Genomic DNA, 24946 nt, shown 5'->3' on the forward strand with positions numbered 1-24946 from the left:
GGCCGGCAGCCTCGGTGCCCAGCCGCTGGCTTCCGGGGCCGCGGCGCACCCGTCACCCGGCTCCGCCCGGGCCGCGTGGGATCGCTGGTCGTCAGAGGGGCCGTCAGCCGCCACGCCTTCGCGCCGCCCTACGTCCACACGCGGCATCCGGCCGAGGCGCGAACAGGTCCGCGCCCTGGATCACGGGCCTGGGCGCAGCTGGTCGTGGAAGAGTTGCAGTGCGGCCAGTACCGCGCGGTCCTGAATGCACTCCGGTGGCGCGGATGGGGTTTCCGGTCGGGTCGTGCGGGTGCCGTGGGGGTGGGCGACGGCGACGTAGACGGTGCCCACGGGGCGGCCGTCCTGCGGGGCGGGGCCGGCGACACCGGTGGTGGCGAGCCCGTAGGTGGCGCCGGTGACCGCGCGGATTCCCTGTGCCATCTGGACCGCGACCTCCGGGTGGACGGCCCCGGCACGGGCGAGGAGCGCGGAGTCGACGTGCAGGACGTCCGCTTTCAGGTCGGTGGCGTAGGCGACCACGCCGCCCAGGAACGTCCCACCCGAACCGGGCGCGTCCGCGAAGGCCACCGCGACCCGCCCCGCGGTCAGCGACTCGGCGACGGACACGGTGTGGCCGGCGGCAGCCAGCGCGGCGGTGATCTGCCGAACCAGGACTCCCGGCCGGTCAGGCGGAGGCTGCATGCCGCGCTTGGCTGGGTCTGGCTCGCAGGACATCGTGGTCGGCCTACTCGACGGCGACCCGGACCGTGTCCAGGGCCGGGTCGGCGCTGTCGGGAACGAGCATGCCCGCCTCGATTCCGCTGCGCAGGTAGTCGGTGACCTACTTGTCGAGGAGTTCGCCCGGCAGCGCGGCGGGGATACCAGGCGGGTACGGGGTGAGCATCTCGGCCGCGACCCGTCCGGCCGCCTTGTCGACGGGGACCTGCTCGGTGGGCCCCCCGGCAACCCCCGGCACCGCGCAGCACCCGACCGTACGGGACCGGTACGACGCAACAGCCGAAGCCACGCACTCGCACTCGGTCCCGCGACGAGAACCCGCCACACCGGGAAGCCCTGTGCCCAAAACGGACGGTGTCGCTGACGGTCGAACCGCGGGTTCGTGAAGTGGACGCCGCCATCGCGGTCGAGCTGACTCGCCGAGCTTTCCCGGTGTCCGTCGGGTGAGGCCCGAGATCACCGGCTGACGCGGGGCCCGCCAGGCGGGTACGACCGCCGGCCCCGCCCCGATGCCGATCAGCTTCCGTCGCTCCTACGCGATCCCCAACCCTGCCTTCGGTCGGAGGCAGGTCATCAGGGCAGCGGCGTCCCGCCCGTGGCGTTGAGGATCTCCGCCGTGATGTAGGAGGACTCCTGGGAGGCGAGGAAGACGTAGGCCGGGGCCATCTCGGCGGGTTGCGCGGCGCGCCCGAGCGGTGACTGCTCGCCGAAGTGTGCGACCTTCTCCTCGTCCATGGTGGCCGGGATCAGCGGAGTCCAGACCGGGCCGGGGGCGACGGAGTTGACCCGGATTCCGTGGGGGGCGAGCTGCATCGCCAGGCCCTGCGTGAAGGCGACGATCGCGGCCTTGGTCATGGCGTAGTCCAGCAGGTGCGGGCTGGGCTTGTACGCCTGGACGGACGCGGTGTTGATGACCGAGCCACCCGCCCTCAGATGGGGCAGGGCCGCGCGGGTGGTGAAGAACATGCCGTAGAGGTTGGTCCTCAGGACCCGGTCGAACTGCTCGCTGCTGATCGCGGCGAGTCCTTCCGGCTGGGACATCTGGTAGGCGGCGTTGTTCACCAGGATGTCCAGGCCACCCAGCTCCGCGACGCAGCGCTCCACCAGGCCCGTGCAGAACGCCTCCTCACGCAGGTCGCCCGCCACGGCCACCGCCCGTCGGCCCGCCTCGCGCACCACACGGGCGGTCTCCTCGGCATCCGCGGCCTCCTCGGGCAGGTGGCAGAACGCCACATCCGCGCCCTCGCGTGCGAAGGCCAGCGCCACCGCCCGGCCGATACCCGAGTCGCCGCCGGTGATCAGCGCGACCCTGCCCTCCAGACGGCCCGTCCCGCGGTAGGAGGTCTCCCCGTGGTCAGGTACCGGGCTCATGGCGCCGCCGGTGCCGGGGTGCGGCTGGGACTGCTCGGGAAACGGCGGCGTCGGGTGCTGCTCGGTGGGGTCGCGGGGCGTGTGCTGGTCGCTCATCACGGCGAAAGGCTCCCTTCAGGGTGGGTGGGCCGTCGGCCTGATCGCCTGCCGGCGGTGTGGTTCGGTCAGGCCGCGGCGAAGACCGTGACCAGCGTGTCGTTGAAGGCGGGCAGGTCGTCGGGCTTGCGACTGCTCACCAGGACGTTGGGCCCGTCCGTGCACACCCGGACCTGCTCGTCGGCCCAGTGCGCGCCGGCGTTGACCAGGTCGGTGCGAAGGCTCGGCCAGGAGGTGAGGTTGCGCCCTCGGACCACGTCCGCCTCGATCAACGTCCACGGGGCGTGGCAGATGGCGGCAACCGGCTTCCCGGCGTCGAAGAACGACCTGGCGAACGCCACCGCGTCCGAGTCCATGCGCAGAGCGTCGGGATTGGCGACGCCGCCTGGCAGCACGAGCGCGTCGTAGTCGTCCACCGAGGCGTCCGCGACCACGGCGTCGACCTTGAACGTGTCACCGTGGTCGAGGTGGTTGAACGCCCGAACGCTGCCGCTTCGGGTGGATACCAATCGGGCTGTGCCGCCCGCCTCCTGGACGGCTTGCCAAGGCTCGGTGAGTTCGACCTGCTCGACGCCCTCGGGTGCGACGAGGAACGCGACGGTCTTTCCCTGCAACGTGGCCACGGCGGGCTCCTGTTCTGCTGAGGTCGTCGGGGGCGATCGCCGACGGAGGATGGTCGGCTGCGCCCGTTTCACTCCCGTGACGGGCGGTGAGCCTGCCAGGCGGGCGCGCCCGCCGAACGCTCCCACGCTGGCACAGCTCCCCAAGGCGCGCCTTCGGTGGAAACCGTCCCCGTCAGTAGGCCGGGCGGCTCAGCTCGAGCCGCGGCGATCCGGCCGTACGGGCAGCGTTGGGTCTCATGGGAACCTTCACCACGCGGATGAGTGCTGCCAGCCGGTCCGGCTGCTACGACGACGGGATCACGGCCTGGGTCTTGCGGACACTGGACGCCGTGGGCGGGGCGGCCGAACTCGACGCGGTGACCGCGCCGCTCAAGCGCGCCGTCCAGGGGCTGCCGCTGGGGCGACTGCGCGACGTGCTGCACGGACGGCCGCTGGGACACCCGCTGCACCCGGGCCTTGTCCAACTGCCGGTAGGCGCTTGGATGTCCGCCGTCGTCCTGGACTTCACGCCCGACGGCGAGCGCGTCGCGCGTTCTCTCGTCGCGGTCGGTGTCCTCGCCGCAGCTCCGGCAGCGCTCACCGGATGGGTCGACTGGGCCGAACAGCACGACCGGCAGATGCGCACCGGCCTGCTCCACGCCGGGTCGATGGCGGCCGCGACGGTCCTGTTCGGTTCGTCGTGGGCAGCCCGCTCCTGCGGCCGCCAACGCCTGGGCCGAGCCCTGGGCCTGGCCGGGCTCGCTGCGGTCGGCACCGGAGCAGCGATCGGCGGCCACCTTGCCTACCGTCAGGCAGCCGGTGCGAACCGGACGGAGCCCGTACCGCACCTGGTGGAGCCGGGCTGGCACACGCTCGGGCACGCGGATGAGTTCGCCGAGGGACGGCCGGCGCGCCGGCTGGTGGGCGAGGTGCCGGTACTGGTGATGCGGGAATCCGCCGATGTGTTCCACGTCCTGGCCGACCGCTGCAGTCACGCCTCGGGCCCCCTCTCGGAGGGCGAGGTCGCCGACGGCTGCGTGACCTGCCCCTGGCACGGCAGCGTCTTCCGCCTGTCGGACGGCTGGAACGTCGGCGGCCCTGCCACCGCCCCGCAGCCGCACTTCCTCACCCGCACCGACGGCGACGGCAACCTCCAGGCCCGCTTGCCCGACGCCGGATAGGCTCGCCCCCTGCTCCACCGCCGCGGCCACGAAGACCGTCGTCCTGAGCGCCTGCCGTGCCCAGACCGTCAATCTGGGGTTCGCCGGGCAGAGCGGACGGGGTGACGCCCAGGTGCGGCGGGCTGATCCGGGAGGTCAGGGCGTTTGGCGGTCTGCTCCGGGCGGCTCGGGGCCGCGCCCGGCGGAGTCGCCGGGCACCTGCCGACCGCCGTCGGGGGTCCGCCACGACCCGGCCCGGCTGCGCGCCGGGCCGCTCTCGGGCCGCGGCCGGGCCCGGCGGGAGACGCGGCGGCTCCCCCAGACGAAACCGCCAACGAGCAGCACGAGGATGAACAGAGCGGAGAGCCCGATGGCGACCGCATTCGGCCCGTTCGCTGCGGCGATGATCATGGCGTTCTCCCTTCGGGTGGGACCACGGGCCGGCCGCAGAAGCGACCGGGCCACACGGGCGCACGACGTCTACCCGACCCGCCTGGCCGCACACGCGGACGTCCGGCCGGCCCGAACCGGGTGCCGCAGCGTGGGAGGCCCGTACAGGCGCACGCGTCCTCGCGGACGATGTGCACCACGGACACTCAGCTCACGCTCTGGCCCGGCGATCAGACACCGCAGGCGGCGAGTGCCGCCGCGCCGTGGGTGAGCTGCGGAGTCAGGGCTGTGTTGCGGGTCGCACGTCGGGCGGGGCTACGTGCCTGCGTCGGGCTTCTCGTCTCCCTGGGAGCGGGCGCGGAGTTGTTCGTTGAGGCGCAGCGCTTCTTCGAGTTGGTCCTCGAGGATGATGATGCGGCAGGCGGCTTCGATGGGGGTGCCCTGGTCGACGAGGTCGCGGGCGCGCATGGCGATGCGTAGTTGGTAGCGGGAGTATCGGCGGTGTCCGCCGTCGGAGCGCAGTGGTGTGATGAGGCGGTGTTCGCCGAGGGCCCGTAGGAAGCCGGGGGTGGTGGCGGTCATCTCGGCGGCGCGGCCCATGGTGTAGGCGGGGTAGTCGTCATCGTCGAGCATGCCGGGTGTGTCGGGCGTGTCGGAGCTGGCCGTGGTGGTCACTGCACCTCTCTGGTTCTCGGGAGAACGCGTCGAGGGGCCCCGGGGCCATGTCGGCTCCCGGGGCCCCGAAGGGGAAACAACACCATCTACCGGCCTGGGCCGGTCCTGTGACTTCCGCACTGCCCCTGGGGGGTGTGCGGGGATCGCGTATGCGTGAGCGGTAGGCGTCCAACGGCATCGGCGTCGGCCGCGACCACGTGCCGGTCGTGCCCAGGAACTGCTGGGTCAGACGGTCCAGTTCACGGAACGTATCGGTGCGCATCAGCATCGTGAAACACCTCCACTGATCGATGGGTGCCAGTGCGCTTTCACCTGAAACCGTTCTAACATGTCATCCATCCGATGACAAGTGCGGAGTGTCGTCCATAGAATGACGCCATGAGCAAGACCCCCCAGAAGCACACCGAGGGCTCCGAGTCGCCGCCCTTCCTCGCCGCCGTCGCCGCGCTCGCCACCATCGACGACACCGTCCGGGCAGCCCGCTCGCCCGGCGCCCCCCCAGCGTGACGGCCCCGAACAGCGCGGCGAGCAGGCTGATGCGGAACAGGCCCTGGCCGCCCTGGTGCTGCTGCGAGAGCTGCGGGCCCAGCTCGCCGACTGGGAGGCCCCGCTGGTGGAGACTGCCCGCGCCGCCGGTGCGACCTGGGCCGACCTCGCCCTCCCGATGGGCGTCGCCAGCCGCCAGGCCGCCGAGAACCGCTACCTGCGCCTGCGCCCCCCGGGCGGCGCCTCGGCCGATCCGGAGACCGGTGCCGAACGGGTCAAGGCCGTGCGCGACCGCCGAGCGGCCGAGCGCGCCATCGCGGCCTGGGCCCGCGACCACGGCGCCGCGCTGCGCGTGCTCGCCGCCCAGATCATCGCCACCCCCGGCCTCCCACCCCGGGCCCGTCCGGCGCTCACCGCGCTCACCACCGCGCTCGGCTCCACCGACCCGGCCGCCCTGATGGCGCCACTGGCCGACATACGCCCCCACCTCGGCAGCACCCATTCCGGCCTCGCCACCCGCCTCGACGATCTCGCCCTCCACACCGACCGCCTCCGCCAGGACAGTGACCAACGACGCGCCTGATCCCGCGATCGCCCAGGACCCCTGGGAGCACATCGACAACCGACTCGCCGCCCTCGAGCACCGGATCCGGCAACAGGGCGCCGCGACGCTCGCCGCCACCGACGCCCACCTGGCCCGGCTCGCGGCGATCCGCCGCACCCTCGCCACCGATCCCTGGCCCCCACCCACCCCGACCCCGACCGCGGCGCCCGCCGCCACAGCCCTCGGACGCCCCCGCCCCCACCCGGGCGAGGAACGAGAATCCGGGTCCGGGCCGCCACCGTGACGGGCGGGATCGGCGGCAGGAGAGCTGATCTCACGCTCCCCGATTCCACGGCCGGCCCACCGCCGGCGAGCACCTCTCCTGCCCGACTCCGGAGGCTCGAGAGTGCGCGTCGTGACCCCGTGGCGACGGATCATCACTCCCCTACTGCCCTGAACGCGAAGGGAGTTAGGGCACGGCTGGTGGCGCCTGCCGTCGCGCTCGCTTCCGGCAGCGGTCGGGCAGCGGGCAGCGGCCAAGGTGTCCGCTCGCACCCACCAACGGCACCACGATGACCGGGGCCGGGGTGGTAGTGCCGGGTCTACCAGCGCGGTGCAGGCTGTCCTATACGAGCCTTCGCGGCATGTGACACCGCATCAGCGACCGGGTCGGGTCCTTCGGCGAGCTCCAGGACGAGGCCAGCCGCGGCGGAGGTGTCGAGCAACGCAACCAGCACCCGGGCAACGTCGTCGCGGGTGACCTGGCCGACACTCCGCTCAGCGGTGAGTCGAACGGTGCCGACGCCCGGCTCGTTCGTGAGGGCGGCCGGTCGCAGCACGGTCCAGTCGAGGTCCTGGGCCATCAGATGGTCGTCCGCGGCGGTCTTGGCGTTCACGTAGGCGGCCCACACTCCGTCGGCATGGTCTGGGGGTGGGCTGCCCGCACCGCGGGTGGAGACCATCACATACCGCCGGACCCCGGCCCGCAGCGCGGCGTCGGCGAGAAGGACCGCGGCCCGGTGGTCGACGGTGTGCTTGCGGGCAGCGCCGCTGCCCGGCCCGGCCCCGGCGGCGAAGACCACGGCATCAGCCCCGGACAGGATCGCAACGACGTCCTCGCACGATGCCTGCTCGAGGTCGCGGACCGCGGGCTGCGCGCCGTCCGCCAGCAGGTCGCTGCTGTGGTCCGGGTTGCGAACGATTCCGACGACGGTGTCGCCGCGCGCAGCGAGCAGTCGACTCAGGCGCCGGGCGATCTGGCCGTGGCCACCTGCGATCACGATCTTCATGAAACTCTCCTCCAACGGACATGGCGGTGCGGTCTCCACCGGACGGGTGCTGACGTCCAGGCGTCCGGCCGGCTGAGATCGCCGACGTGGACTTGGCAGCCGCTGCTGCAGCGAGCCGGTCGAGTGCGGCGGGCCGGTCTGGCGCCGACCCGAGCCCGTCGTGGCAGACCGGGCTCAGAAGGCGATACGGACCTTCAGTGCGGTGCGGTTGTCCATCGCGTCGTACCCGCCGGGCACCCCGTCGAGGTCGACGGTGCGATCGAAGACCAGGCCCGGGTCGATCGCGCCGGACAGGACGTCCGGAAGCAGCTCGGGGATGTAGGCGCGGGCCGGGGCCACGCCGCCGCCCAGCGAGACGTTGCGGCCGAACATCTGGCCGATGTCGACACCTGCGCTGCCGCCGTGCGGCACGCCGACGTAGCCGACCGCGCCGCCGTCGCGGGCGATCGAGAGGGCGGTGCGCATGGACTCCTCGGTGCCGACGGCCTCCAGGACGGCGTGCGCGCCCTGACCGCCGGTCAGCTCCTTGACCGCCTCGATCGCGGCGTCGCCGCGATCTGCGACCACGTCGGTGGCGCCGAACGAGCGGGCGATCGCAGTGCGCTGGTCGTGCCGGCCCAACGCGATGATCCGGTCAGCGCCGAGCCGCCGGGCGGCGAGCACGCCGCACAGGCCGACCGCGCCGTCGCCGACCACCGCAACGGTGGCGCCCGGCCGGACCTGGGCGGCGACCGCGGCGTGGTGACCGGTGCTCATCACGTCGGAGAGGGCGAGCAGGCCGGGCAGCAGCTTCTCCTCGCCGGCGGTCTCCTTCGGCAGCTGCACCAGGGTGCCGTCCGCGAACGGCACCCGGACCGCCTCGCCCTGCCCGCCGTCCGAGCCGACCTCACCCCAGAACCCACCATGCGGGCAGGAGGTGTGCAGTCCCTCACGGCAGTAGTCGCAGGTGCCGTCCGACCACACGAACGGGGCGACCACGAAGTCGCCGGGGCGGAAGTCCCGCACCTCGAAGCCGACCGCCTCGACGATGCCGAGGAACTCGTGGCCGATCCGCTGGCCGGCCGTGCGGGAGGCCACACCCCGGTACGCCCACAGGTCGCTGCCGCAGATGCAGGCGTTCACCACGCGGACCACCGCGTCGGTGGGGTGCCGGACGACCGGGTCGGGCACCTCCTCGATTCGGATGTCGTTGGGGCCGTGGATCACGGTGGCACGCACGGAGTTCTCCTGCACTGCTCGGGGGTTCGGGCCGGGACAGTCAGCGTCGCCGGGAACCTGTCCCCACGTCCAGCTACATTCCCTACATCACCGGTTTAAGATGAACTAATGCTCGATGTTCGACGACTCATCCTGCTCCGCGACCTGGCCGTCCACGGCACCGTGACCGCGGTGGCCGAGCTCCACGGCGTCACGCCCTCTGCCGTCTCGCAGCAGCTACGGCTGCTGGAGGACGAGACCGCGACCCGGCTGCTGGAACGCACCGGTCGCTCCGTCCACCTCACCGCCGCCGGTCGGCAGCTGGCCGACGACACCGAGCACGTGCTCACCGCTCTCGAACAGGCCCAGGACCGGCTGCATGCCGCCTCGCAGGAGCCGACCGGTCCCCTCCACGTCGCCTGCTTCCCCAGCGCCCTCGCCCCCTTGGCCGTCCCGCTCGGCGAAGCCCTGGCGAGCGCCCACGGGAACCTGCGGCTGCACATCACCGAGGCCGAACCGGAAACCGCCGTGCGGCTGCTGCTCCAGCGCCGCGTCGACATCGCACTGCTCTACCGCTACGCCAACCTCGCCACACCGCCGCCCGCCGGCGTGGAGACTCTCGCCCTGCGGACCGATCCACTTGTGGCGGTGCTGCGGAACGACCACCCGGCGGCCCACCCCGAGAGGATCCCGATCGAACTGCGGGATCTCACAGACACCCAGTGGATCATCGCCCCGCCGCAGACAGCCTGCGGGGACGCGGTCCTCCAGGCTTGCCGGTCAGCCGGCTTCACTCCGCAGATCCGCCACACCTGCACCGACTTCTCCGCGATGATCGCCCTCGCAGCGAGCGGCGGCCACACCGTCCTCATCCCCCGCATGGCGGCAGTCCGCCTCCCGCCGGTGCTGGCGGCGTGGCCGGTGACGGACAGCACTCTCGCCCGCACGATCGAGACCGCCGTCCGGCCCGGCACGGTACACGAACCTGCGATCGCTGCCGGCCTCGCCGCACTTCGTGATCTCGACAGCGCGCCAGGCGCAACGGAGACAGGAGAGCAGCAGGCGGGGAATGACGACCACCAGCGGCGAACTTCAACGGCGCCATCGTCCCCCGCCACTTCTCGACCAGGGGGTTAGCTCAAGCCCCGCCGCCGACCGGGCCCTGGTTCATGTGCACGTCATACACACCGTTTGCCCGACTCGAAGCCGAACGCCTTGTCCGGCCTGCCCACCTCGGCCGGCCACCGCTGGCCGAAGACGTGGCACCGCCTGCGGGTCCCCGATCACGTGCAGGACCTGACGGTCCAACACGAAGTCCAGCGTTGCGGTGCCCTGCCGGGAGGGCACCCCGTCACCCGGCGGCGGCAGGAGTTAGCAGCTCCGTCACCGAGTGCCTGAAGTCCTCGTCCACCAGGTGGATCTGGTAATGCGGAGTGTCCGTCGCACCCTCGCGTCGGCGGTCGACAGCGCGGCCAGCGAGCACGCCGTAGAGAGCGATGGGCCTCCGGAGTCCTCCCGACAGACGGCCACCCAGCCGGCTCTGGGCCCCACTCTCGCTCATGGCCCATCCCCAAGGAGGCTCGGTCACCAGATGTTCACCCTCCAGGGGCCCGGCGAGCCCGACCGCGCGGCGTCCTGCAGACCTCGACCCGCGTCGAAGGTCCCGACCGTCTGGTGCATGGTGCGTGGTGCCTGGCGTCGGCGACGGTGGGTTCCTGGAACAGCTCGCGGATGCCCACCAGCGTTGTGTCGAGGACAACGGCAACGGCTGCACAGAGTGCGTGCTCCCTCCTGGGTCCCTGGTGAACGCCGCGTCCTCCGGGGCACCGCAGGGCTGCCCGCGTCCGGCACCACGTACACGATCAGCCGTTCGCCGTTCCGTTCTCAGAGGAGTTCGGCCGGCTCCGGGCTCTTGCAGGCGCGCCGTGCGGACGCGCGCACTGCCTCGCTACCGCCACCTCCTCGCAGGCTCCGCAGACCGCCCGTGTGCCAGGCGGTGGTGGCACGTAGTCAGGATCAGCGGTGAGGGTGCCACTCGGCGAGGACGATGGTGGCGTCGTCGCGCAGCCGCTGGTCCTGGTGGAGCGTGATCTGCTGGATGAGGCGGCGCAGCGCCTCGGGCGCGGGCAGGCCGTCGGCCATGGCGCGCACGACGGTCTCGGCGAGGCGTTCCTCGCCGAACAGGTCTCCGGTGGGCGAGCGGGCCTCGGTGACGCCGTCGGTGAACATCAACACTCGGTCTCCGGGCTGGAGGCGGGCGGTGTGAGTCTGCGGTGCGGGCAGGCCGGGGCTGTTGATTCCGAGCGGCGGGTGCGGGGTGCGTTCGAGGGCGCCGGTCACAATGCGGCGGCCGCGGATCAGCAGCGGAGCCGGGTGGCCGCAGTTGACCCAGTCGAGTCGGCCGTTGGCCGTGTCGAGGTTGGCGAGAACGCAGGTCAGCAGCCGCTCGGGGATCCAGCGTGCCAGCGTCTGGTCGATCTGCTCGGCGATGTCTACCAAGCCGCCGCCGGCGCGGCGCGTGGAGCGGCACGCGGCCAGCGCGACCGCGCTGCAGCCGCCGGAGGCGAGGTCGTGGCCCATGGCGTCCAACAGGGCCAGGTGCAGGCGGGTGCCGGCCAGGCTGTGGTCGAAGGCGTCACCACCGACCTCGTAGGCCGGCTCAAGGACGGCGGACGAGGTCACCGCGGCAGTGCCGATGGTCCTCGGCGGCACGAACGCCCAGAGCAGTTCCGCCTGCAGGCTCATCGGACGACTGCGCGCGGTCTGTGCCAGGACATCGCTGGTGTATTGCTTGGACGCGAGGATCATGGCCGTCAGGCCGGCCAGGGTCTGGCACCGCTCCAGCAGCGGGCCGTCGAGTTCCGGGGCAGCCACCCGCAGCACGCCCAGGCGCCCGATGCCGTCCACCAACGGCAGCCAGCCGAGCGCGCCGGAAGGGTCCCCACCGCCCGCGGCTACCTGCAATGTCTCCGTCCGGTAGGCGTGACCGGCGAGCGAGGCGTCCACCGGAAGGGCCTCCAGCCCCGCAGGCAGCCCCCGGACGAGGATCTGAACCTGCGCCGGCGTGGGCAGCGCGACCAGTTCACGCTGCTGCAGGTCCGCGATGTACACGCTCGCCTGCGACAGTCCCAGCCGCACGGCGGTGTCCTGCACCAGCGCCGGAATTTCCCCCGGCGCGAGGCGGTGGGCGGCAGCCACCACGTCGGCGAGTACCGTTCCCAAGTCGAAGTCCTGGACCGCCTGTCCGCTCTTCTCGGTCCCCTTCTTCACCTGCGCTCGCCTCACCTGGTCATTGTGCCGCTCACCAGGGTGCAGCAGGAGACCGGCACGCTGCCGCCGAAGCCGGACGTCGCGCGCCGGCTCCCCGACTGGGTGCCGTTCCCGCCGTCCGGTGCGGTGCCCACCGGCGGTCGTAATGGCCGGAAGGCTCTGTCGCCCCGAAAGCACGGGAGGACGGCAGACGCCGCCGGTGTTTCGCCGTGTTCGGCGAACGCCGGCGGCGCCCTTGGGCCCGGAGGATCGGGGCCGACGACGCGCTAGTGCTTCAGCGCGTCCTTCGTCTTCTGGCCGGCCTGCGACAAGTCGCCCTTGATCTGTTCGGCCTTGCCCTTCACGACGAGGCTCTCGTTCCCGACGGCTTTCCCGGTCGCCTCCTTGGCCTTTCCCTTGGCGGTCTTCGCCGTGTGCTTGACCTTCTTTGCTGCACCCATGCGGTCCTCCTCGTACAAAGGCTTCTGTCCCTCGCGCGTCTACCCGCACAGCCGCATCTAATCGCCGCAGGGCCCGTCGACTTCACCTCCCCCTCGGACCGGCAGCCCCAGGTGACTCCGCCCGGAAGCCGCGGCCAACAAACCGGCCCACCCGACTCACCGGTACCGGCCCTCGCGGCGACCGTCGTCGGCCTCTTCTTCCTCGTCTTCCGGCGCTTCGTCGTCCTCGTACTCGTACTCGCCCTCGTACTCGCCCTCGTCCTCCTCGCCCTCGTCCTCGGCTTCGGGTTCCCCGCCCTCCTCCTCGTCGTACCCGGTCTCCTCAGCGTCGTCGTAGTCGTCTTCGTCCTCGGGCTCGCCGTCCTCCTCGTACTGGTCCTCGTCGTCGTAGTCGTCGTCCTCTGGCTGGTCGTCCCGGGCGGCTTCTTCCTCCTCCATGGCTTCGTCGTGGGTGCGGACGACCTCGCCGTCGCGGATTTCGCCGCGCCAGCCCTCTGCCTCGTCGTTCGTGAGGGAGACGTGCCGCTGGAAGTTCTTGAAGTCCAGGCGTAGGCGTCGGCCCTGGGCACGCCAGATGTTGCCGGTCTTCTCGAAGAATCCGCTGGGGTAGTACTCGACGACCAGGACGATGCGGGTCAGGGTCGGGGTGAGTTCGTGGAAACTCACGGCTCCGCGGGTGCTGCCCTTGGCACCTTCGGAGGTCCACACGATGCGCTCATCCGGCACCTGTTCCTGGACGGTCGCCTTGTAGCTGCGCTTGGAGGGTCCGACCTTGACCTTCCAGTCGGTGGTCACCTCATCGCCCTGGGAAACGCTTTGGACACCCTTGGCGAAGCCGCTGAAGTCCTCGTACTGGGTCCAGTGGTCGTAGGCCGTGCGCACAGGTACCCCGACGTCCGCGGTCTCGATGATGTTCATCGTCTTCTTGCCGGCCTTGCGGCCGGGCTTGCCGCCCCCGCCGAAGGCGCCTTTGACCTTGTCGACGACGTTGTCCTTGACGCTTTTGGCCTTCTCTCCGATGAACGCCTTGACCGGTGAATCGCCCTGGAGGACGCGGGCACCCGTCTTGGGCAGGACGCCGCCGTTCTCGATGACGTCGCCGAGGGTGCCGGTGAGATCTGAGACCTTGTCACCGGCCTTCTCGACGAGGTGCTCGAGCTGGGCGCCAAGGTAGTTGACGGCCTCCTCGCGCAGTCGATCGACGCCGGACATCTCGGAGGACTTCTCGTCGGTGGCAGCCATGGCTCACCTCCGCCGAGTGCGAGTCGATGACGTGGCGGTGCTCTTGCTCGCAGCGGCCTTCTTTGCCGGTGCCTTCTTGGCCGGTGCCTTCTTGGCGGGCGCCTTCTTGGCCGGTGCCGCCGCCTTCTTGCCCGCGGGCTTGGCCGTGGCGGTCTTCGAGGCCGTGGAGCGGGCCGGTGCCCGCTTGGCAGCGGGAGCACTCTTGGAGGGCGCCTTCTTCGCCGCCGGGGCTGCCTTCTTCGCCGGTGCCGCAGCCTCCTTGGTGGGCTTGCGAGCAGCAGCCTTGGGCGCGGACCGGCTGGCTGCTGCGCGGGAGGACCGCGGCCGCTCGTCGGCGGCTGGCGCGCTGCGACGCGAGCGCGACGACCTGGCCGGGCGCGGCTCGTCCTCCGGCTCTTCAGCGGCGGACGCGGTGCGGCGCCTGCGTGCCGACCTGGCCGGGCGGGTGCTCTCGGGTTCCTCCGCTTCTTCCTCGGGCTCTTCGTCGCCTTCCGGCTCCTCGTATACCTCTTCTTCGTCATCCTCCGGTTCTTCGTCAGCCTCGGGCTCCTCCGCGTAGTCCTCGTCTTCCGCCGACTCGTACTCGTCCTCGCCCGAGTCCTCGTCCTCGTCCTCGTCCTCCCGGCCCTCGTCCGGCTTGGGCTTGCCGACATTGAGGGTGCGCTCGCGCAGAGTGTCGGCGAACTCGCCGATACGGCGGTCGGCAGCTGCTGCGAGGGCCTTCTTGCCCGTCTGCAGCAGTTCGCCGCGGACCTGTTCGTTCAGCTCCGCGACCTGGGGGACCTCGCTGAGCTTGCGCAGGCCTTGTGTGGCGAGTTGGCGGGGGTCCAACCCGAACCGGCGCCCCGCCAGATAGGTGGCGGCGGCGAACGCGAGGCGTCCCTTCTTCGCACGCCCGAGCACGTACCCGCCCGCCACGGCGGCTGCCAGGGCTACCTTGGTGGTGTCCTTCATGATTCTCCCTTCCTGGCGCTTACCCCTTCTGGAGGGCTCGGCACCAGCAAAGGGGGGGCCAATCTGATGCCGTATTCCGGACGCTGCCGTACGCCGGACTCCTGTGAGCCCACCCGGGCCGCGCGACGTGTGAGGTCGGCGCCCATTCGCAGCACGTCGTCGGGTGCGGCCATCGCCGCGTCCAGACGAGGCCGCTCCGGGCGTGCAGGCAGTCGCCGCTTGTGGGAGGCCGAGACGGACTCCCACGCTTCCAGTCTGGCGCTGTACGCCGTTCACGCGTACCCAGGGCGGTGACTTCGATGCCTACGACCTGCCGTGAGGACCGGTCGGTCGCGCGTGACGGTGGACGGCGCGTCCCGCCCCTTGGCCGCGCGCCCGGATTTCGTCAGCAGCAGGGCAGTTAGCATGGGGACATATCGGGCATCCGCTTGGCGTGAGAGCGTCTCCGATTCGGAGAGAGAGCATGGCCGCGGACGAGGACGACGACACGAGGCCGACGAAGGCTGGCGCGCGCCCCGTCCGACCCCGCAGCGGCGCTCCCCGTCGGACGGAGGGTGCGGAGCCCCGACGCTCCCGGCGCCACGTGTCGGCCGCAGAGGCGATGCGCACCGCAGCGGAACAACTGGCCGAGCTCCTCGGTCGCGTTCCCGAGTCGGTGTCGGCGCTGAAGCCCATCGATGACGGCTGGCAGGCCGACGTGGAGGTGGTGGAGCTGGAGCGCATTCCCGAGACGACGAGTGTGTTGGCCAGCTACCGGGTCACTCTCGACAAGGACGGCGATCTGCAGTCCTACGAGCGGATCCGCCGCTACACCCGTGGTCAGATCGACCGGCCGACCTGACAACACCCGCGTCGCATCCGAAGCGAACGCCTTGGCGCTCACCGCGGCGGCGGACGGCGAAGGGAGGCACCGTGACTGTGGTGCCGCAAGGCGCAGGCGGTGTTTCCCGCAGCGGAAACACCGGAAGTCTCTACGACGTTATCGAGCTGATCCTCGACCGCGGTCTCGTGATCGACGTGTTCATCCGGGTCTCCCTGGTCGGCATCGAGATCCTGAAGATCGACGTCCGCATCGTGATCGCCAGCGTCGACACCTATCTGCGTTTCGCCGAGGCGTGCAACCGCCTCGACTTGGAATCCGGACGCAAAGCCCCGACCCAGCTCACGGACATCGTCGGCGAGGTCACCGAGGGCGGCGCACGCGGAAAGAGCAAGGGCGCACTGAGCGGCGCCGTCGAAGCCGTCACCGACTCCCTGCATCTCGGACGCGACAGCGACGAGGACGACGAGGAGAAGGAGCCCGCGCCGAAGCGGACCCGGCCTGCTCGCCGGCCCACCAGGCGACGGGAGGAGTGACATGGCCGTCTACGTGTACTCCATCACCGCCGCCGACCACCCGCGCCACCTGGAAGGCCTGGCCGGCGTGGGACCCGATCCCTCGGCACTGCGCACCGTGGACGCCGGACCACTGTGCGCCGTCGTCAGCGACGCACCCGAGGAGCTGCGGCCCAAGCGCCGCGACCTGTTGGCCCATCAGACCGTCCAGGATCGTCTCATGGCCGACGGCACGGTCCTGCCGCTCCGCTTCGGCCTCACCGCACCCGACGACGACGCCGTGCGCGCGGCTTTGGAGCAGCGCCGCGACGAGTACCTTCAGCGACTGGCGGACCTGGAAGGCTGCGTCGAGTACCACCTCAAGGCGGCCGTCGACGAGGAGGCCCTCCTTCGCCAGATCCTGCTAGAGTCCTCCCGGGCCAGACAGCTCAACGACGAGATCAGAGCCGGCGACCGGACGCCCGACCTGGCGCTCGCCCTCGGCGAACTCGTCGCCAAGGAGGTCCAGGCCCGCCATCGGGCGCTGGCCGCCGAGGTCACCGACGCGCTGCGCCCCCACACCCGCCGGCAGCGGACGTCCGAGCCCACCGGGAACGACTTCCTGAACATCTCGTTCCTGGTGGATCACGACCACCGGGAGCCGTTCCTCGCTGCGGGCAAGAACCTCACCAGCGAACTCGGCGAAGACTTCGACCTGCGGCTGAACGGCCCCCTGCCCGCTTACAGCTTCGTGTGAAGGACGCCGAACCATGGGCCTGATCACCCAGATCCTCACCCTTCCGCTGGCCCCCGTGCGCGGCACCGTCTGGGTGCTTGAGCGCGTCGTCGAGACCGCTGAGTACGAGTACTACGATCCCGCGCCCGTCGAAACGGAACTCGCCGAACTCGAGAAGGCGCTCCTGGCCGGGCAGATCGACGAGGAGACGTTCGACCGGCGCGAGGACGAACTCCTCGACCGTCTCGACGAGATCAGGGCCCACGCCCAGCGCCGAGGCCGGTGACCTCGCGGTCGACCGACGAGCGAAGGAGAGAGGCCCCCCGTGAGTGATCCCATTGCCAACCGCCTCGGTTCCCTCCCTTCCAGGTCCGCGCCCTCCGAGCCGTCCTCCGCCAACCTCGCCGACATCCTGGAACGCGTCCTGGACAAGGGGATCGTCATCGCCGGCGACATCCAGATCAACCTCCTCGACATCGAGCTGCTCACCATCAAACTGCGCCTGCTGATCGCCTCCGTGGACAAGGCCAAGGAGATGGGAATCGACTGGTGGGAGCACGACCCCTCCCTGTCCTCCCGTGCCGGCGAAGGCCCGTCCGCCCTCGAGGAAGAAAACCGGCGGCTGCGCGAACAGCTCGAGACGCTGGGCGCGAACGCCGCGCTGCCGCCCGCTGACGAGCCCGAAGAGAAGCCCGCGCCGCGCCGCTCGGCGCGCCCGACGAAGCGGCCCTCCGCGGACCCCGGCTCCACCCGAGGTGGCACATGAGCGCCACCTCGCTGTCCTACGTCTACGCCGTCGCGCGCCCCAGCACGGGCCTGGCCGCGGACCTCGACGCCGTCACCGGCGTCGCCGGCTCCCCCGTCCACGTCGTGCCCTCCCGCCTTGACGCCGATCTGGTGGCCGTCGTCAGCTCCGTCCCCGACGACGACTTTCGCGAGACGGCACTGCGTGCACACTTCGAGGACCTCGCATGGCTCGAAGCCCTCGCCCGCGCCCACCACGGGGTCATCGAGGCGCTGGCCGCCCGCACCACCGTCCTCCCCCTCCGTCTGGCGACGGTCTACCTCGACGAAAACCGGGTACGCGACATGCTCCAGGTCCGGCACGCACTCCTCCTGGAGAGGTTGGACCGCCTGACCGGGCATGTCGAGCTGGGCGTCAAGCTCTACGTCGACCTCACCACGCCCCCGGCGCCGACTCCCCCTGCTCCGGCGCTCAGCCCGGGGCGCGCCTACCTGCGCCGACGCCGCACCGAGCAGCATGCACGCAACGACGCCCACCACGCCGCGGTGTTGGCAGCCGAGCGGATCGCCGCGGCCGCCCGTGCCCACGCCGTGGAACGGGCCCACCACCGCATCCAGGAAGGCGAGTTGGCCACAGGGCCAGGAGGGAACGTCAGCAATGACGCCTACCTCGTGCCCGTCGACCACCTCCGAGCCTTCCGCGACGAGGCCATGCGCTGCACCGACGGCCTCACCGGCGTGCGCGTCGACGTCACCGGCCCCTGGGCCCCCTACTCCTTCGCCGCCCTCCCCGACCCCGACAGCCCGTCGTGAGCATCAAAAACGGCCCGGACCGCTCCAGGACGCCTCTGCCACAGCAGCAGGTCGCCCTCATCGACCTGCTGGACCGACTGCTCAGCGGTGGAGTGGTCCTGACCGGCGACATCGTGCTGTCCATCGCCGACATCGACCTCGTACGGATCTCGCTGCGCGCCCTCATCGTGTCCATCAGTGAGAAGAACCCAGCCCCGTGGAACGCTTCCAACACCGCGCGAACGGGGACGCCATGACCCCCCGCCGCTCTGACCACCCCGATCGCTACGGCCAAGTCGCCCGAGCAGCCGCCCGCGCCTTCCGGCTCCTGCCGGCCACCGCGTACGACAACCCGCCCGCCGGCCGCGGCACCCCACGGACGACCCCGCGCAGGATCGCCACCGACCCCGAAACCGTCGAACGCGACCTCATGAGACTCGTCCTCACCCTCGTCGAGCTCCTGCGTCAGCTCATGGAACGCCAGGCACTCCACCGCGTCGAAGCAGGCGACCTCACCGAGGAACAGGAAGAGGAGCTGGGAGCCACCCTCATGGCCCTGCACGACCGCATGACCGAGCTCTGCGCCCGGTACGGCCTGACCATGCAGGACCTCAACCTCGATCTGGGACCGCTGGGGCCGCTCCTGCCCTCCGACGACCGGCGAAGGAGCAGGCCGGGCGGCTGAGCGCAGCCACGGCCGGCGGGCGGCTTTCAGAACCGCGCGCCACGATTGATGGGCCGGGCCGTGTGCCCCGCCGTCACCGGCCCGCAGCCGCCGTACACGCCTGCTCGGCGCGCCCGCGACGACCACCGGAAGGAGCCGACGTGTCGCCCCAACTCCTGGTCGAACCCCTGCACGTCTACCTGAATGATCACCTTACCGGTGCGTTCGGCGGCGCTGCGCTCGCGGACCGCATAGCCCGTGCTCACCCGGGCAGCACCCGCTCGAACGACATGTGGCAGCTGGCCCGCGACATCGAGCAGGACCGCAACGACCTGGTCCGGATCATGAACCGGCTCGGCGTGCCCGTGCGGCGCTACCGGACCTGGCTCGGCCTCGCAGGTGAGCGACTCGGCCGCCTCAAGCCCAACGGGACGATCATGCACCGCTCCCCGCTCAGCGACCTGATCGAACTGGAGACGCTGCGCACCGGCGTCGAGGGCAAAGCCGCGCTGTGGCGAGCGCTTCGCGCCGTGGCCGCAAGAGACGAGCGCCTGGACCAGGAGGAGTTGGACCGCCTCGCCGAACGGGCCGCCGCGCAGGCGCGCACACTCAACGACTGGCATCGCCTGGTCAGCAGCGCCGTGCTGGCCCGGCGGCCTGACACCGGGCAGGCCGGCACCGGTTCGAACCCGGCACCGTAGCAGCCTGGGGAGCCCGGGACCACCGTTCACATGGTGGGACTACGTCCTGTCCGCGGACTTCTGGAACCGCACCGTGCAGAACTGGCAGTCCGAACTCCTCGCGGTCGCCTCCATGGCGATCCTCTCCATGTACCTGCGCCAACGCGGCTCACCGGAGTCGAAACCGGTCGGCGCGGCCCGCACCGCCACCGGCGTCGAAGGCTGACACCCGTTGCACGTTCCGTCCCGGGCCCCTGACGACGGGTCACGGCATCCCGGCTCCCTGGGCGCTGAGCAGCTTCACGAGTTCGGCGCGGTGCAGGGCTGCGAGGGGTTCGAGGAGATCGGGATGGCGGAGCAGGACGGCTGCCCCGGTGTCGTGGGCGCCGGGGTGGGTGAGGCGGTACGGGTCACCGGCATCTGCGTGGTGGTCGGTGTCGGTGAGGGCCCGGCGGGCGAGGGCCGCGAGAGCGGAATCGGCGAGCAGGCAGGCGGCCCAGCTGACGACGGCCTCGTCGACCCAGCTCCGCCACGAATCCGGGGTGCCGGGGATCGCGGGGCTGTGGTCGGTGAGCCAGTCGAGACGGTCGGATCCGCTGGGTCCGAGCAGGTGCAGCAGCTCGACGTCCATCGCGGTGGGGTAGCGCAGGGCGGCGGCCAGGGCGGCGGCCTGGCGGGCCTGGGCCTCGGCCAGGGCCCGGCTGAACGCGCCGCCCGGAGCGGGATAGGCGGCCAGCAGCCAGCGAGTGGAGGCGGCTATGACGGGGGTCAGGTCGATGGGCACGGCGGTCGGCCCCTTCAGGGCGGTGCTCGCCCGGATCGGGCTGATCGGGGTGCGCGAGCTGGTCGTCGCGGAGCCGCACTGCCCCGCTCGTGGCCGACCAGTGTAGGCACGGGGCCCGGGCCGAGGGCATGACCCCCGTCACGCCCTGCCCGACCGTGAAAGCGACATGCCCGGTCAGGCGGGGCGTGACGGGGTGCCAGCCGAGGACCGGTCGAACGTGCCGGCCCGTTCGGGACGATCAGGACTTTCCGCGGCCCGTCACGAAGTCACGGGCCCGGTCGACGAGGCCGACACCGGGGCCGAGGAGCTTGCTCGCCATCGGACTGTCCGGGGCCGACGGGTGCGGCCGGGTGGGAGCCATGGCCTTCGCCCGGCGGATCTTGTCCCCGAGGTCGTCCAGCTGCTCCGCAGTACAGGCCATGCGTAGCATCGGAAAGAGGTTGGTCTCCTCGTCCGCCACGTGGGCGGACACCTCGTCCATCAACTGCTGCAGCGTCGGGTCCATCATCGGGTCGTCGGTGCGCAGGTCCTCCAGCCGCTTGAGGAGGTCCTCGACCAGGCGGTGGTCCTCGATCTCCTTGTCCGCGAGAGCGTCGCCGCCCTCGACGTGCTCGCGGACCGCGGGGTAGAGGTACTGCTCCTCGGCGACCGAGTGCCGCACCAGTTCGATGGTGACCTCGTCGATCGAGCCGCGGAGCGCCTGGCCCCCTCCGCCCATGCTCTGGATCCGGCCGAACATGTCTTCCACCTCGCGGTGGTCGGCCATCAGCTCCTCGATCACGTTCCCGCCGTGCCCCATGCCGTTCCTGCCTCTCGTCGTCCGCGGGCGGGTCGGTCCGCACCCGGGTGGAAGGCGTTCCCCCTGTGGGCGGTCCGACCCGAGCCCGGGCCCGGAGCCTCACCCGATCGGACGGCGGGCGGCCGCCAACGGCGCCGCGCGTCTCGGCGCGACGCCGTGGCGCAGTCGGTGTCACGAGCGTCCGCACGGTCTTCTCCGCGAGCGGTTCGCCCCAGCGGCCTTCTCCCGTGACGCCGATGCGGTTCCCCTGCGCTCGCGCGGTCAGGCCGCGGCACTGTCCGCGTGGGGGTGCGGGCCGCGACGCTGGGCCGGGGCACCCCGCCGGGCACGCTCACGACCGGACAGGTCGTGCAGGGCCAGCGTCAGTCGGCGCACGTCCTGAGCCATCAGCTCCAGCTGGGCACTCGCGACCCGGCGCAGTTGGTCCCCCGGCTCGTGTCCACGACGGACCGGGTAGTCCGTGCTCGCCCGGTGACTCATGACCGCTCCCCACGCCGCAGGGGTATCGGTGCCGGCGGCAGCGGCGCGGTGACCGCTGAAGCGACAGTCATCATGTCGGCTCTCCTTACGCTCGCCCCCTCCCGCCCGCGCCTACCCGGGGCCGATCCCGGCACGCGCCTCCTCCTCGCCATGCCTCGTGGCTCGCGCCCGCCCCGGCGGCCGGGCAGGGCGAACTGCGCCCCGGGCGCGTGGAACGGGGACCCGCGGGTAGCCGCGAGGCCGTACCGGGGTGCGCCGCTGACGGTCCGTGGCTCACGGGAACCGGGGGCAGGAGCGCAGTGGGATGGATCGGCGGGCGGCTCGCACCGGGGCTCGGCAGCCCCGCCCTGGGCGGGTGCTCGGCAGCCGGCCCCCGCGCCGTGCCCCCTGCCTGGTGGGCTTCGCGGGCCCGTGCTCCATCCGGCCGCAGCGGAGACACCGTCGACAGGTTCGCCGCCGTCGACTGGCGCCCGGGCCCGTTCGCGGTCCCCGTTCTGATTGACGCCCTCGCGTGGTTCGCGCGGCCACTGCGCCTGCGCGAGGTGACGCCGGCCATCCGGCCTGACCACGGGCATCGCCGCCGGCCGCTCCCCCACTCATGACATGCCGTCATCCCGGCGACGGTCGCTCACACGCCACCGCCGGGAACGCGGACGCCTCCACGCGTCCGCCCTGGCCGTGCTGTCGCCGGCTACCACCGGGCGTCGACCGCCGACCGGCGTCCACCCCATCCGAAGCACGCAGCGGCGGGCGGGCGAAGTCGGTACGAACCGTGAGGGCCTCGGCGCGTCGGCCTGGCCCCCGTTTCGGCCACCGACAGTCACGAGGATCACGGCCCGGGAGGAGTACGACGGAGCCGGCGGGGCAGACGGTTGGGCCGGAGGTGCAGACATCATGGCCCTAGTGATCATCGTTCTCCTGCTGGCCCTCATCCTCGGAGGCGCCGGTTTCGCCGTTCACGTTCTGTGGTGGGTGGCGCTCGCCGTTCTGGTCGTCTGGCTACTGGGCTTCGTCCTCGGCGGGGCTGCCGAAGGCGGACGTCGCCGCTGGTACCGCTGGTGACGAACGGCCCGGGCGGTGCGGGCGCCGCCCGCCCGGGCCGGCCGATACCGGGACTTGCCTGATCAGAGCCGGGTAGGCGCGGCTCACGAGGCCGACAGGCGTCGGCCGATTGGAGGGAGGATCCCATGCGAACCTCCGAAGACCACCGCCCCGTCCGGGGCACCGGATCGGACCACGTCGTCACCCTCGCGGGCGAGGGTTTCCCCCGCCTCCCGCTCCCGCTGCGCCGCCCGCACGAGGAGAAGGCGCGGCGTCCGCCGGAGCTGGACGACGCCGAGTCCTACGCGGTCCTCGGCGAGGACTGACCCACGATGCCCCGAGGGACCGACCAGGTGCGGCGCCTGAAACTGGGCGTGGAAGGAGGAGTACCTCCTGGTGGACCCGCGGACCCGCGCGACGGTACCCAGGGCGGCCTCGGTACTGCGGGAGGCGCGGCGCCTGCTCGGGGACCGGGCGCAGTGCGAGTTCTACGCCACCCAGGTCGAAGGCTGTACACCGCCGGTGCGGACGGCCGGCGAACTGCGCGACGAACTGGTCGCGGTCCGGACCGTGCTGGCCTCCGCCGCCGCGCGCGAGGACTGCCTGCTGATCGCATCCGGATCGCCCGTCCTGCCGAGTGCGCACCCGCTGCCGATCAACGACGGGCCGCGGTACCGACGGATGGCCGCGCGCGTCGGCCCCGCGATCACCGACCGGATCGGCGGCGAGCTGTGCGGCTGCCACGTCCACGTCGGCGACGTGAGCCGGCCGGAAGCCCTGGACGTCAGCAGGCGGCTGCGGCCGTGGCTGCCGGTCGTCCAGGCACTGAGCGTCAACTCCCCGTTCTGCGAAGGCCTGGACAGCGGCGCGGCGAGCGCCCGCGCGTCCCGCTACGCCTGCTGGCCGACGGTGGGACCCGCCCCGTGCCTGGACGAGGCGGGGTACGAGCGGCACGTCGGGGAACTCGTGCGCACCGGCGCGGTCCTCGACCGGCGATCGATCTACTGGTACGCCCGACCGTCCGAGCACCTGCCGACGCTGGAGGTTCGGGTCGCGGACGTGAACGCCGACGTCGACGTCACGGTCCTGCTCGCGATCCTGGTCCGCGGCCTAGTACGGGCTCTGCTGGACGAGGAGCAGCCGGGGCCGCGTGTCCAGGAGCCCCGGCTTCGGGAGGCGCACCGGCGGGCCGCGCACGGCGGCGTCCGCGGGGACGGCCTCGACGTGGCGAGCGGCAGCGCGGTGCCGATGCGGGTGCTCGTCGCCGAGGTGCTGGACCGCGCCGCGCCCGGGCTGGCGGCCCACGGCGACCTCGGCCCGGCCCGGCAGCTCGCGTCCAGGATCCTGGCCGACGGCACGGGCGCGGACACCCAGCGGGCGGTGTTCGCCCGGCGGAACTCGCTGTCGGACGTGGCCGACGCGCTCGCCGCGACGACCGCGGACTGCTCCGCGCGGCCCCTCCGCGGCGGGGCGGATGCGCTCCTGATGACGCCTGCGCGCCAGGAGTGCTCGGCCTCACGCAGGGCGCCGTCCAGACCGGCCCGGCCGCGGGCGATCAGCGCCAGGCGGTCGCCGCGGGCCGCGAACGCCACCGCACACGCTCGCCCTATGCCCGCGCTGGCTCCGGTGACCACGACCGTGCGGCATGCAGGCTCCGTAGGTTCCGTACTTCTCCGGCTTTCCCCGATGCGGCGCGGCAAACGGGCCTCGTGCCGTGCGGCACCGGATGGGGGGACGTAGCGTCGAGGCGGACCGGCCGGTCAGGTGCACACGCGAGGGAGGCTGTGATGTCGGTCGCAGCGCTGTTCGACGTCGACGGAACCCTGCTGGACACGAACTACTGGCACACCGTCGCCTGGACCGAGGCCCTCGCGCAGTTCGGCCGCACCCCGCCCATGGCCCGCATCCACGGGGCGATCGGCATGGGCGCCGACCAGCTTCTGGACCACGTGCTGGGCGAGGATCGCGACCACAGGCAGGACCAGGCGATCAGTGCGGCGCAGCAGGCGTTGTTCGCCCGGTTCTGGCCCCGGCTGCGCGCCTTCGACAGTGCGGGCGAGCTCCTGCGGGAGCTGAAGCGGCGCGGGTGGACGATCACTCTCGCCTCCTCCGCCTCGGAACGCGACCTGGGGGTGATGCGCAGCGTGCTGGATGCCGACGACGCGATCGACCACGCCACCAGCGCCGACGACGTGGAGGCCAGCAAGCCCGCGCCCGACCTGGTCCGCGCCGCGCTCGCGAAGTCCGGCGCCGCACCGGCCGAGGCGCTGTTCGTCGGCGACACCCCGTGGGACGTGGAGGCCGCCGCCCTGGCGAAGGTGGCGTGCGTCGCGGTGCTCTCGGGGGGCTTCGGCGAGCGGGCCCTCCGGGCAGCCGGCGCCCTCGAAGTCCACCGCGACGTCGGCGACCTCCTCGCCCGTCTCGACGGCAGCGCCCTCGCGGACCCGGCCCATTACGCCGCGCACGGCCGGTAGCCGCG

31 protein-coding genes and 5 pseudogenes are annotated in these 24946 nt (G+C 72.0%); 19 read left to right on the forward strand and 17 right to left on the reverse strand.

All coding sequences use genetic code 11. From position 1 onward, the window contains the following. Positions 1 to 180 precede the first annotated feature (180 nt). The 4 genes and pseudogenes from AB0K51_RS13120 to AB0K51_RS13135 all read right to left on the reverse strand — a co-directional run bounded on the left by AB0K51_RS13120 (position 181) and on the right by AB0K51_RS13135 (position 2807). Positions 181 to 681, reverse strand: coding sequence for a CinA family protein (locus AB0K51_RS13120; protein ID WP_363453756.1), 501 nt, complete (start codon positions 679 to 681; stop codon positions 181 to 183). A gap of 43 nt (positions 682 to 724) precedes the next feature. Next, a pseudogene (locus AB0K51_RS13125) lies at positions 725 to 931 on the reverse strand (ornithine decarboxylase); the annotation flags it as partial. Positions 932 to 1290: 359 nt separating this feature from the next. Next, positions 1291 to 2184 carry an SDR family oxidoreductase gene (locus AB0K51_RS13130; RefSeq protein ID WP_363453758.1) on the reverse strand — a complete coding sequence of 298 codons (894 nt, stop codon included), beginning with the start codon at positions 2182 to 2184 and terminating at the stop codon, positions 1291 to 1293. A gap of 68 nt (positions 2185 to 2252) precedes the next feature. After that, positions 2253 to 2807: a type 1 glutamine amidotransferase domain-containing protein gene (locus AB0K51_RS13135; RefSeq protein WP_363453760.1), complete on the reverse strand. Its 555-nt coding sequence runs from the start codon at positions 2805 to 2807 to the stop codon at positions 2253 to 2255. Between the two features lie 257 nt (positions 2808 to 3064). On the opposite strand from AB0K51_RS13135, the gene AB0K51_RS13140 reads away from it, so the two are divergent. After that, entirely contained in the window at positions 3065 to 3967 is a 903-nt protein-coding gene (locus AB0K51_RS13140) for a Rieske (2Fe-2S) protein (protein WP_363453762.1), read from the forward strand. 135 nt (positions 3968 to 4102) lie between these two features. On the opposite strand, the gene AB0K51_RS13145 is transcribed toward AB0K51_RS13140, so the two are convergent. From AB0K51_RS13145 to AB0K51_RS13155, 3 genes and pseudogenes are all read right to left on the reverse strand, one after another. Then, on the reverse strand, positions 4103 to 4357 hold the full coding sequence (locus tag AB0K51_RS13145; RefSeq protein ID WP_363453764.1) for a hypothetical protein: 255 nt from the start codon (positions 4355 to 4357) through the stop codon (positions 4103 to 4105). Between the two features lie 294 nt (positions 4358 to 4651). Continuing rightward, positions 4652 to 4969 carry a MerR family transcriptional regulator gene (locus AB0K51_RS13150; protein WP_363453766.1) on the reverse strand — a complete coding sequence of 106 codons (318 nt, stop codon included), beginning with the start codon at positions 4967 to 4969 and terminating at the stop codon, positions 4652 to 4654. Positions 4970 to 5168: 199 nt separating this feature from the next. Then, a pseudogene (locus AB0K51_RS13155) lies at positions 5169 to 5279 on the reverse strand (Hsp20/alpha crystallin family protein); the annotation flags it as partial. Positions 5280 to 5389: 110 nt separating this feature from the next. Between AB0K51_RS13155 and AB0K51_RS13160 the strand changes: the two are divergent. From AB0K51_RS13160 to AB0K51_RS13170, 3 genes are read left to right on the forward strand one after another with little or no spacing between them, the layout of a single operon-like run. Further along, positions 5390 to 5518: a hypothetical protein gene (locus tag AB0K51_RS13160; protein WP_363453768.1), complete on the forward strand. Its 129-nt coding sequence runs from the start codon at positions 5390 to 5392 to the stop codon at positions 5516 to 5518. A 55-nt stretch (positions 5519 to 5573) separates the two neighbouring features. Continuing rightward, the gene (locus AB0K51_RS13165) at positions 5574 to 6080 is read left to right on the forward strand and encodes a hypothetical protein (protein ID WP_363453770.1); all 507 of its coding nucleotides are present in this window, start codon (positions 5574 to 5576) and stop codon (positions 6078 to 6080) included. Next, a complete protein-coding gene (locus tag AB0K51_RS13170; protein WP_363453772.1) occupies positions 6061 to 6345 on the forward strand; it encodes a hypothetical protein in 285 nt (94 codons plus the stop codon). The genes AB0K51_RS13165 and AB0K51_RS13170 overlap by 20 nt, the downstream gene beginning before the upstream one ends. 298 nt (positions 6346 to 6643) lie before the next feature. Here the strand turns inward: AB0K51_RS13170 and AB0K51_RS13175 are convergent, their stop codons facing one another. Next, a complete protein-coding gene (locus AB0K51_RS13175; RefSeq protein ID WP_363453774.1) occupies positions 6644 to 7330 on the reverse strand; it encodes an NAD(P)H-binding protein in 687 nt (228 codons plus the stop codon). 174 nt (positions 7331 to 7504) lie between these two features. Continuing rightward, a complete protein-coding gene (locus AB0K51_RS13180) occupies positions 7505 to 8548 on the reverse strand; it encodes a zinc-dependent alcohol dehydrogenase family protein (protein WP_363453776.1) in 1044 nt (347 codons plus the stop codon). A gap of 108 nt (positions 8549 to 8656) precedes the next feature. On the opposite strand from AB0K51_RS13180, the gene AB0K51_RS13185 reads away from it, so the two are divergent. Then, positions 8657 to 9664 (forward strand): LysR family transcriptional regulator, encoded by a 1008-nt coding sequence (locus tag AB0K51_RS13185; RefSeq protein WP_363453778.1) that lies wholly within the window; start codon positions 8657 to 8659, stop codon positions 9662 to 9664. Between the two features lie 879 nt (positions 9665 to 10543). Here the strand turns inward: AB0K51_RS13185 and AB0K51_RS13190 are convergent. From AB0K51_RS13190 to AB0K51_RS13205, 4 genes are all read right to left on the reverse strand, one after another. Continuing rightward, positions 10544 to 11812: a PP2C family protein-serine/threonine phosphatase gene (locus AB0K51_RS13190; protein ID WP_363453780.1), complete on the reverse strand. Its 1269-nt coding sequence runs from the start codon at positions 11810 to 11812 to the stop codon at positions 10544 to 10546. 251 nt (positions 11813 to 12063) lie between these two features. Then, the gene (locus tag AB0K51_RS13195) at positions 12064 to 12237 is read right to left on the reverse strand and encodes a CsbD family protein (RefSeq protein WP_363453782.1); all 174 of its coding nucleotides are present in this window, start codon (positions 12235 to 12237) and stop codon (positions 12064 to 12066) included. A gap of 156 nt (positions 12238 to 12393) precedes the next feature. Then, on the reverse strand, positions 12394 to 13479 hold the full coding sequence (locus tag AB0K51_RS13200) for an SRPBCC family protein (protein WP_363453784.1): 1086 nt from the start codon (positions 13477 to 13479) through the stop codon (positions 12394 to 12396). Between the two features lie 3 nt (positions 13480 to 13482). Then, a complete protein-coding gene (locus tag AB0K51_RS13205; protein WP_363453786.1) occupies positions 13483 to 14433 on the reverse strand; it encodes a histone protein in 951 nt (316 codons plus the stop codon). A 463-nt stretch (positions 14434 to 14896) separates the two neighbouring features. Between AB0K51_RS13205 and AB0K51_RS13210 the strand changes: the two genes are divergently transcribed. The 10 genes and pseudogenes from AB0K51_RS13210 to AB0K51_RS13255 all read left to right on the forward strand — a co-directional run. Continuing rightward, positions 14897 to 15274: a gas vesicle protein gene (locus AB0K51_RS13210; protein WP_363453788.1), complete on the forward strand. Its 378-nt coding sequence runs from the start codon at positions 14897 to 14899 to the stop codon at positions 15272 to 15274. 71 nt (positions 15275 to 15345) lie between these two features. Then, on the forward strand, positions 15346 to 15789 hold the full coding sequence (locus AB0K51_RS13215) for a gas vesicle structural protein GvpA (RefSeq protein ID WP_363453790.1): 444 nt from the start codon (positions 15346 to 15348) through the stop codon (positions 15787 to 15789). 1 nt (position 15790) lies between these two features. Then, positions 15791 to 16504: a GvpL/GvpF family gas vesicle protein gene (locus AB0K51_RS13220; protein WP_363453792.1), complete on the forward strand. Its 714-nt coding sequence runs from the start codon at positions 15791 to 15793 to the stop codon at positions 16502 to 16504. Positions 16505 to 16517: 13 nt separating this feature from the next. Beyond that, positions 16518 to 16769, forward strand: coding sequence for a gas vesicle protein GvpG (locus AB0K51_RS13225; protein ID WP_363453794.1), 252 nt, complete (start codon positions 16518 to 16520; stop codon positions 16767 to 16769). Positions 16770 to 16808: 39 nt separating this feature from the next. Then, the gene (locus AB0K51_RS13230; RefSeq protein WP_363453796.1) at positions 16809 to 17249 is read left to right on the forward strand and encodes a gas vesicle protein; all 441 of its coding nucleotides are present in this window, start codon (positions 16809 to 16811) and stop codon (positions 17247 to 17249) included. Then, on the forward strand, positions 17246 to 18040 hold the full coding sequence (locus tag AB0K51_RS13235) for a GvpL/GvpF family gas vesicle protein (RefSeq protein ID WP_363453798.1): 795 nt from the start codon (positions 17246 to 17248) through the stop codon (positions 18038 to 18040). Before AB0K51_RS13230 ends, AB0K51_RS13235 begins: the two co-directional genes overlap by 4 nt. Further along, on the forward strand, positions 18037 to 18276 hold the full coding sequence (locus AB0K51_RS13240) for a gas vesicle protein (protein ID WP_363453800.1): 240 nt from the start codon (positions 18037 to 18039) through the stop codon (positions 18274 to 18276). Before AB0K51_RS13235 ends, AB0K51_RS13240 begins: the two co-directional genes overlap by 4 nt. After that, positions 18273 to 18704, forward strand: a complete 432-nt coding sequence (locus AB0K51_RS13245) for a gas vesicle protein K (protein WP_363453802.1) — start codon at positions 18273 to 18275, stop codon at positions 18702 to 18704. Before AB0K51_RS13240 ends, AB0K51_RS13245 begins: the two co-directional genes overlap by 4 nt. Positions 18705 to 18844: 140 nt before the next feature. After that, the gene (locus AB0K51_RS13250; RefSeq protein ID WP_363453804.1) at positions 18845 to 19384 is read left to right on the forward strand and encodes a hypothetical protein; all 540 of its coding nucleotides are present in this window, start codon (positions 18845 to 18847) and stop codon (positions 19382 to 19384) included. Positions 19385 to 19406: 22 nt separating this feature from the next. Continuing rightward, a pseudogene (locus tag AB0K51_RS13255) lies at positions 19407 to 19589 on the forward strand (DUF6766 family protein); the annotation flags it as partial. Between the two features lie 39 nt (positions 19590 to 19628). On the opposite strand, the gene AB0K51_RS13260 reads toward AB0K51_RS13255, so the two are convergent. From AB0K51_RS13260 to AB0K51_RS13270, 3 genes are all read right to left on the reverse strand, one after another. Beyond that, complete coding sequence (locus AB0K51_RS13260) at positions 19629 to 20147, reverse strand: hypothetical protein (RefSeq protein WP_363453806.1); 519 nt, start codon at positions 20145 to 20147, stop codon at positions 19629 to 19631. 238 nt (positions 20148 to 20385) lie between these two features. Beyond that, positions 20386 to 20946, reverse strand: a complete 561-nt coding sequence (locus AB0K51_RS13265) for a hemerythrin domain-containing protein (RefSeq protein WP_363453808.1) — start codon at positions 20944 to 20946, stop codon at positions 20386 to 20388. A gap of 261 nt (positions 20947 to 21207) precedes the next feature. Continuing rightward, positions 21208 to 21426, reverse strand: coding sequence for a hypothetical protein (locus AB0K51_RS13270; RefSeq protein WP_363453810.1), 219 nt, complete (start codon positions 21424 to 21426; stop codon positions 21208 to 21210). 894 nt (positions 21427 to 22320) lie between these two features. Here AB0K51_RS13270 and AB0K51_RS13275 point away from each other — a divergent pair. From AB0K51_RS13275 to AB0K51_RS13285, 3 genes and pseudogenes are all read left to right on the forward strand, one after another. Next, positions 22321 to 22488, forward strand: a complete 168-nt coding sequence (locus tag AB0K51_RS13275) for a hydrophobic protein (protein WP_363453812.1) — start codon at positions 22321 to 22323, stop codon at positions 22486 to 22488. A 125-nt stretch (positions 22489 to 22613) separates the two neighbouring features. Then, complete coding sequence (locus AB0K51_RS13280) at positions 22614 to 22793, forward strand: hypothetical protein (protein ID WP_363453814.1); 180 nt, start codon at positions 22614 to 22616, stop codon at positions 22791 to 22793. Between the two features lie 70 nt (positions 22794 to 22863). Continuing rightward, a pseudogene (locus AB0K51_RS13285) lies at positions 22864 to 23613 on the forward strand (YbdK family carboxylate-amine ligase); the annotation flags it as partial. Positions 23614 to 23990: 377 nt separating this feature from the next. Here AB0K51_RS13285 and AB0K51_RS13290 read toward each other — a convergent pair. Then, positions 23991 to 24101: pseudogene (locus AB0K51_RS13290) on the reverse strand (short-chain dehydrogenase); the annotation flags it as partial. Between the two features lie 153 nt (positions 24102 to 24254). Here AB0K51_RS13290 and AB0K51_RS13295 point away from each other — a divergent pair. Continuing rightward, positions 24255 to 24941 carry an HAD family hydrolase gene (locus AB0K51_RS13295; protein WP_363453816.1) on the forward strand — a complete coding sequence of 229 codons (687 nt, stop codon included), beginning with the start codon at positions 24255 to 24257 and terminating at the stop codon, positions 24939 to 24941. The last annotated feature ends 5 nt before the right edge of the window (positions 24942 to 24946 follow it).

Origin of the sequence: Kitasatospora sp. NPDC049285 (genome assembly GCF_040678815.1) — a bacterium.
Classification (GTDB): domain Bacteria; phylum Actinomycetota; class Actinomycetes; order Streptomycetales; family Streptomycetaceae; genus Kitasatospora.

Coding starts and splice junctions, on each gene's coding strand:
- AB0K51_RS13120 (WP_363453756.1), bottom strand. CDS start 681: ATGCAGCCTCCGCCTGACCGGCCGGGAGTCCTGGTTCGGCAGATCACC.
- AB0K51_RS13130 (WP_363453758.1), bottom strand. CDS start 2,184: ATGAGCGACCAGCACACGCCCCGCGACCCCACCGAGCAGCACCCGACG.
- AB0K51_RS13140 (WP_363453762.1), top strand. CDS start 3,065: ATGAGTGCTGCCAGCCGGTCCGGCTGCTACGACGACGGGATCACGGCC.
- AB0K51_RS13145 (WP_363453764.1), bottom strand. CDS start 4,357: ATGATCATCGCCGCAGCGAACGGGCCGAATGCGGTCGCCATCGGGCTC.
- AB0K51_RS13150 (WP_363453766.1), bottom strand. CDS start 4,969: ATGCTCGACGATGACGACTACCCCGCCTACACCATGGGCCGCGCCGCC.
- AB0K51_RS13160 (WP_363453768.1), top strand. CDS start 5,390: ATGAGCAAGACCCCCCAGAAGCACACCGAGGGCTCCGAGTCGCCGCCC.
- AB0K51_RS13175 (WP_363453774.1), bottom strand. CDS start 7,330: ATGAAGATCGTGATCGCAGGTGGCCACGGCCAGATCGCCCGGCGCCTG.
- AB0K51_RS13185 (WP_363453778.1), top strand. CDS start 8,657: ATGCTCGATGTTCGACGACTCATCCTGCTCCGCGACCTGGCCGTCCAC.
- AB0K51_RS13195 (WP_363453782.1), bottom strand. CDS start 12,237: ATGGGTGCAGCAAAGAAGGTCAAGCACACGGCGAAGACCGCCAAGGGA.
- AB0K51_RS13200 (WP_363453784.1), bottom strand. CDS start 13,479: ATGGCTGCCACCGACGAGAAGTCCTCCGAGATGTCCGGCGTCGATCGA.
- AB0K51_RS13205 (WP_363453786.1), bottom strand. CDS start 14,433: ATGAAGGACACCACCAAGGTAGCCCTGGCAGCCGCCGTGGCGGGCGGG.
- AB0K51_RS13210 (WP_363453788.1), top strand. CDS start 14,897: ATGGCCGCGGACGAGGACGACGACACGAGGCCGACGAAGGCTGGCGCG.
- AB0K51_RS13220 (WP_363453792.1), top strand. CDS start 15,791: ATGGCCGTCTACGTGTACTCCATCACCGCCGCCGACCACCCGCGCCAC.
- AB0K51_RS13225 (WP_363453794.1), top strand. CDS start 16,518: ATGGGCCTGATCACCCAGATCCTCACCCTTCCGCTGGCCCCCGTGCGC.
- AB0K51_RS13235 (WP_363453798.1), top strand. CDS start 17,246: ATGAGCGCCACCTCGCTGTCCTACGTCTACGCCGTCGCGCGCCCCAGC.
- AB0K51_RS13245 (WP_363453802.1), top strand. CDS start 18,273: ATGACCCCCCGCCGCTCTGACCACCCCGATCGCTACGGCCAAGTCGCC.
- AB0K51_RS13265 (WP_363453808.1), bottom strand. CDS start 20,946: ATGGGGCACGGCGGGAACGTGATCGAGGAGCTGATGGCCGACCACCGC.
- AB0K51_RS13270 (WP_363453810.1), bottom strand. CDS start 21,426: ATGAGTCACCGGGCGAGCACGGACTACCCGGTCCGTCGTGGACACGAG.
- AB0K51_RS13275 (WP_363453812.1), top strand. CDS start 22,321: ATGGCCCTAGTGATCATCGTTCTCCTGCTGGCCCTCATCCTCGGAGGC.
- AB0K51_RS13280 (WP_363453814.1), top strand. CDS start 22,614: ATGCGAACCTCCGAAGACCACCGCCCCGTCCGGGGCACCGGATCGGAC.
- AB0K51_RS13295 (WP_363453816.1), top strand. CDS start 24,255: ATGTCGGTCGCAGCGCTGTTCGACGTCGACGGAACCCTGCTGGACACG.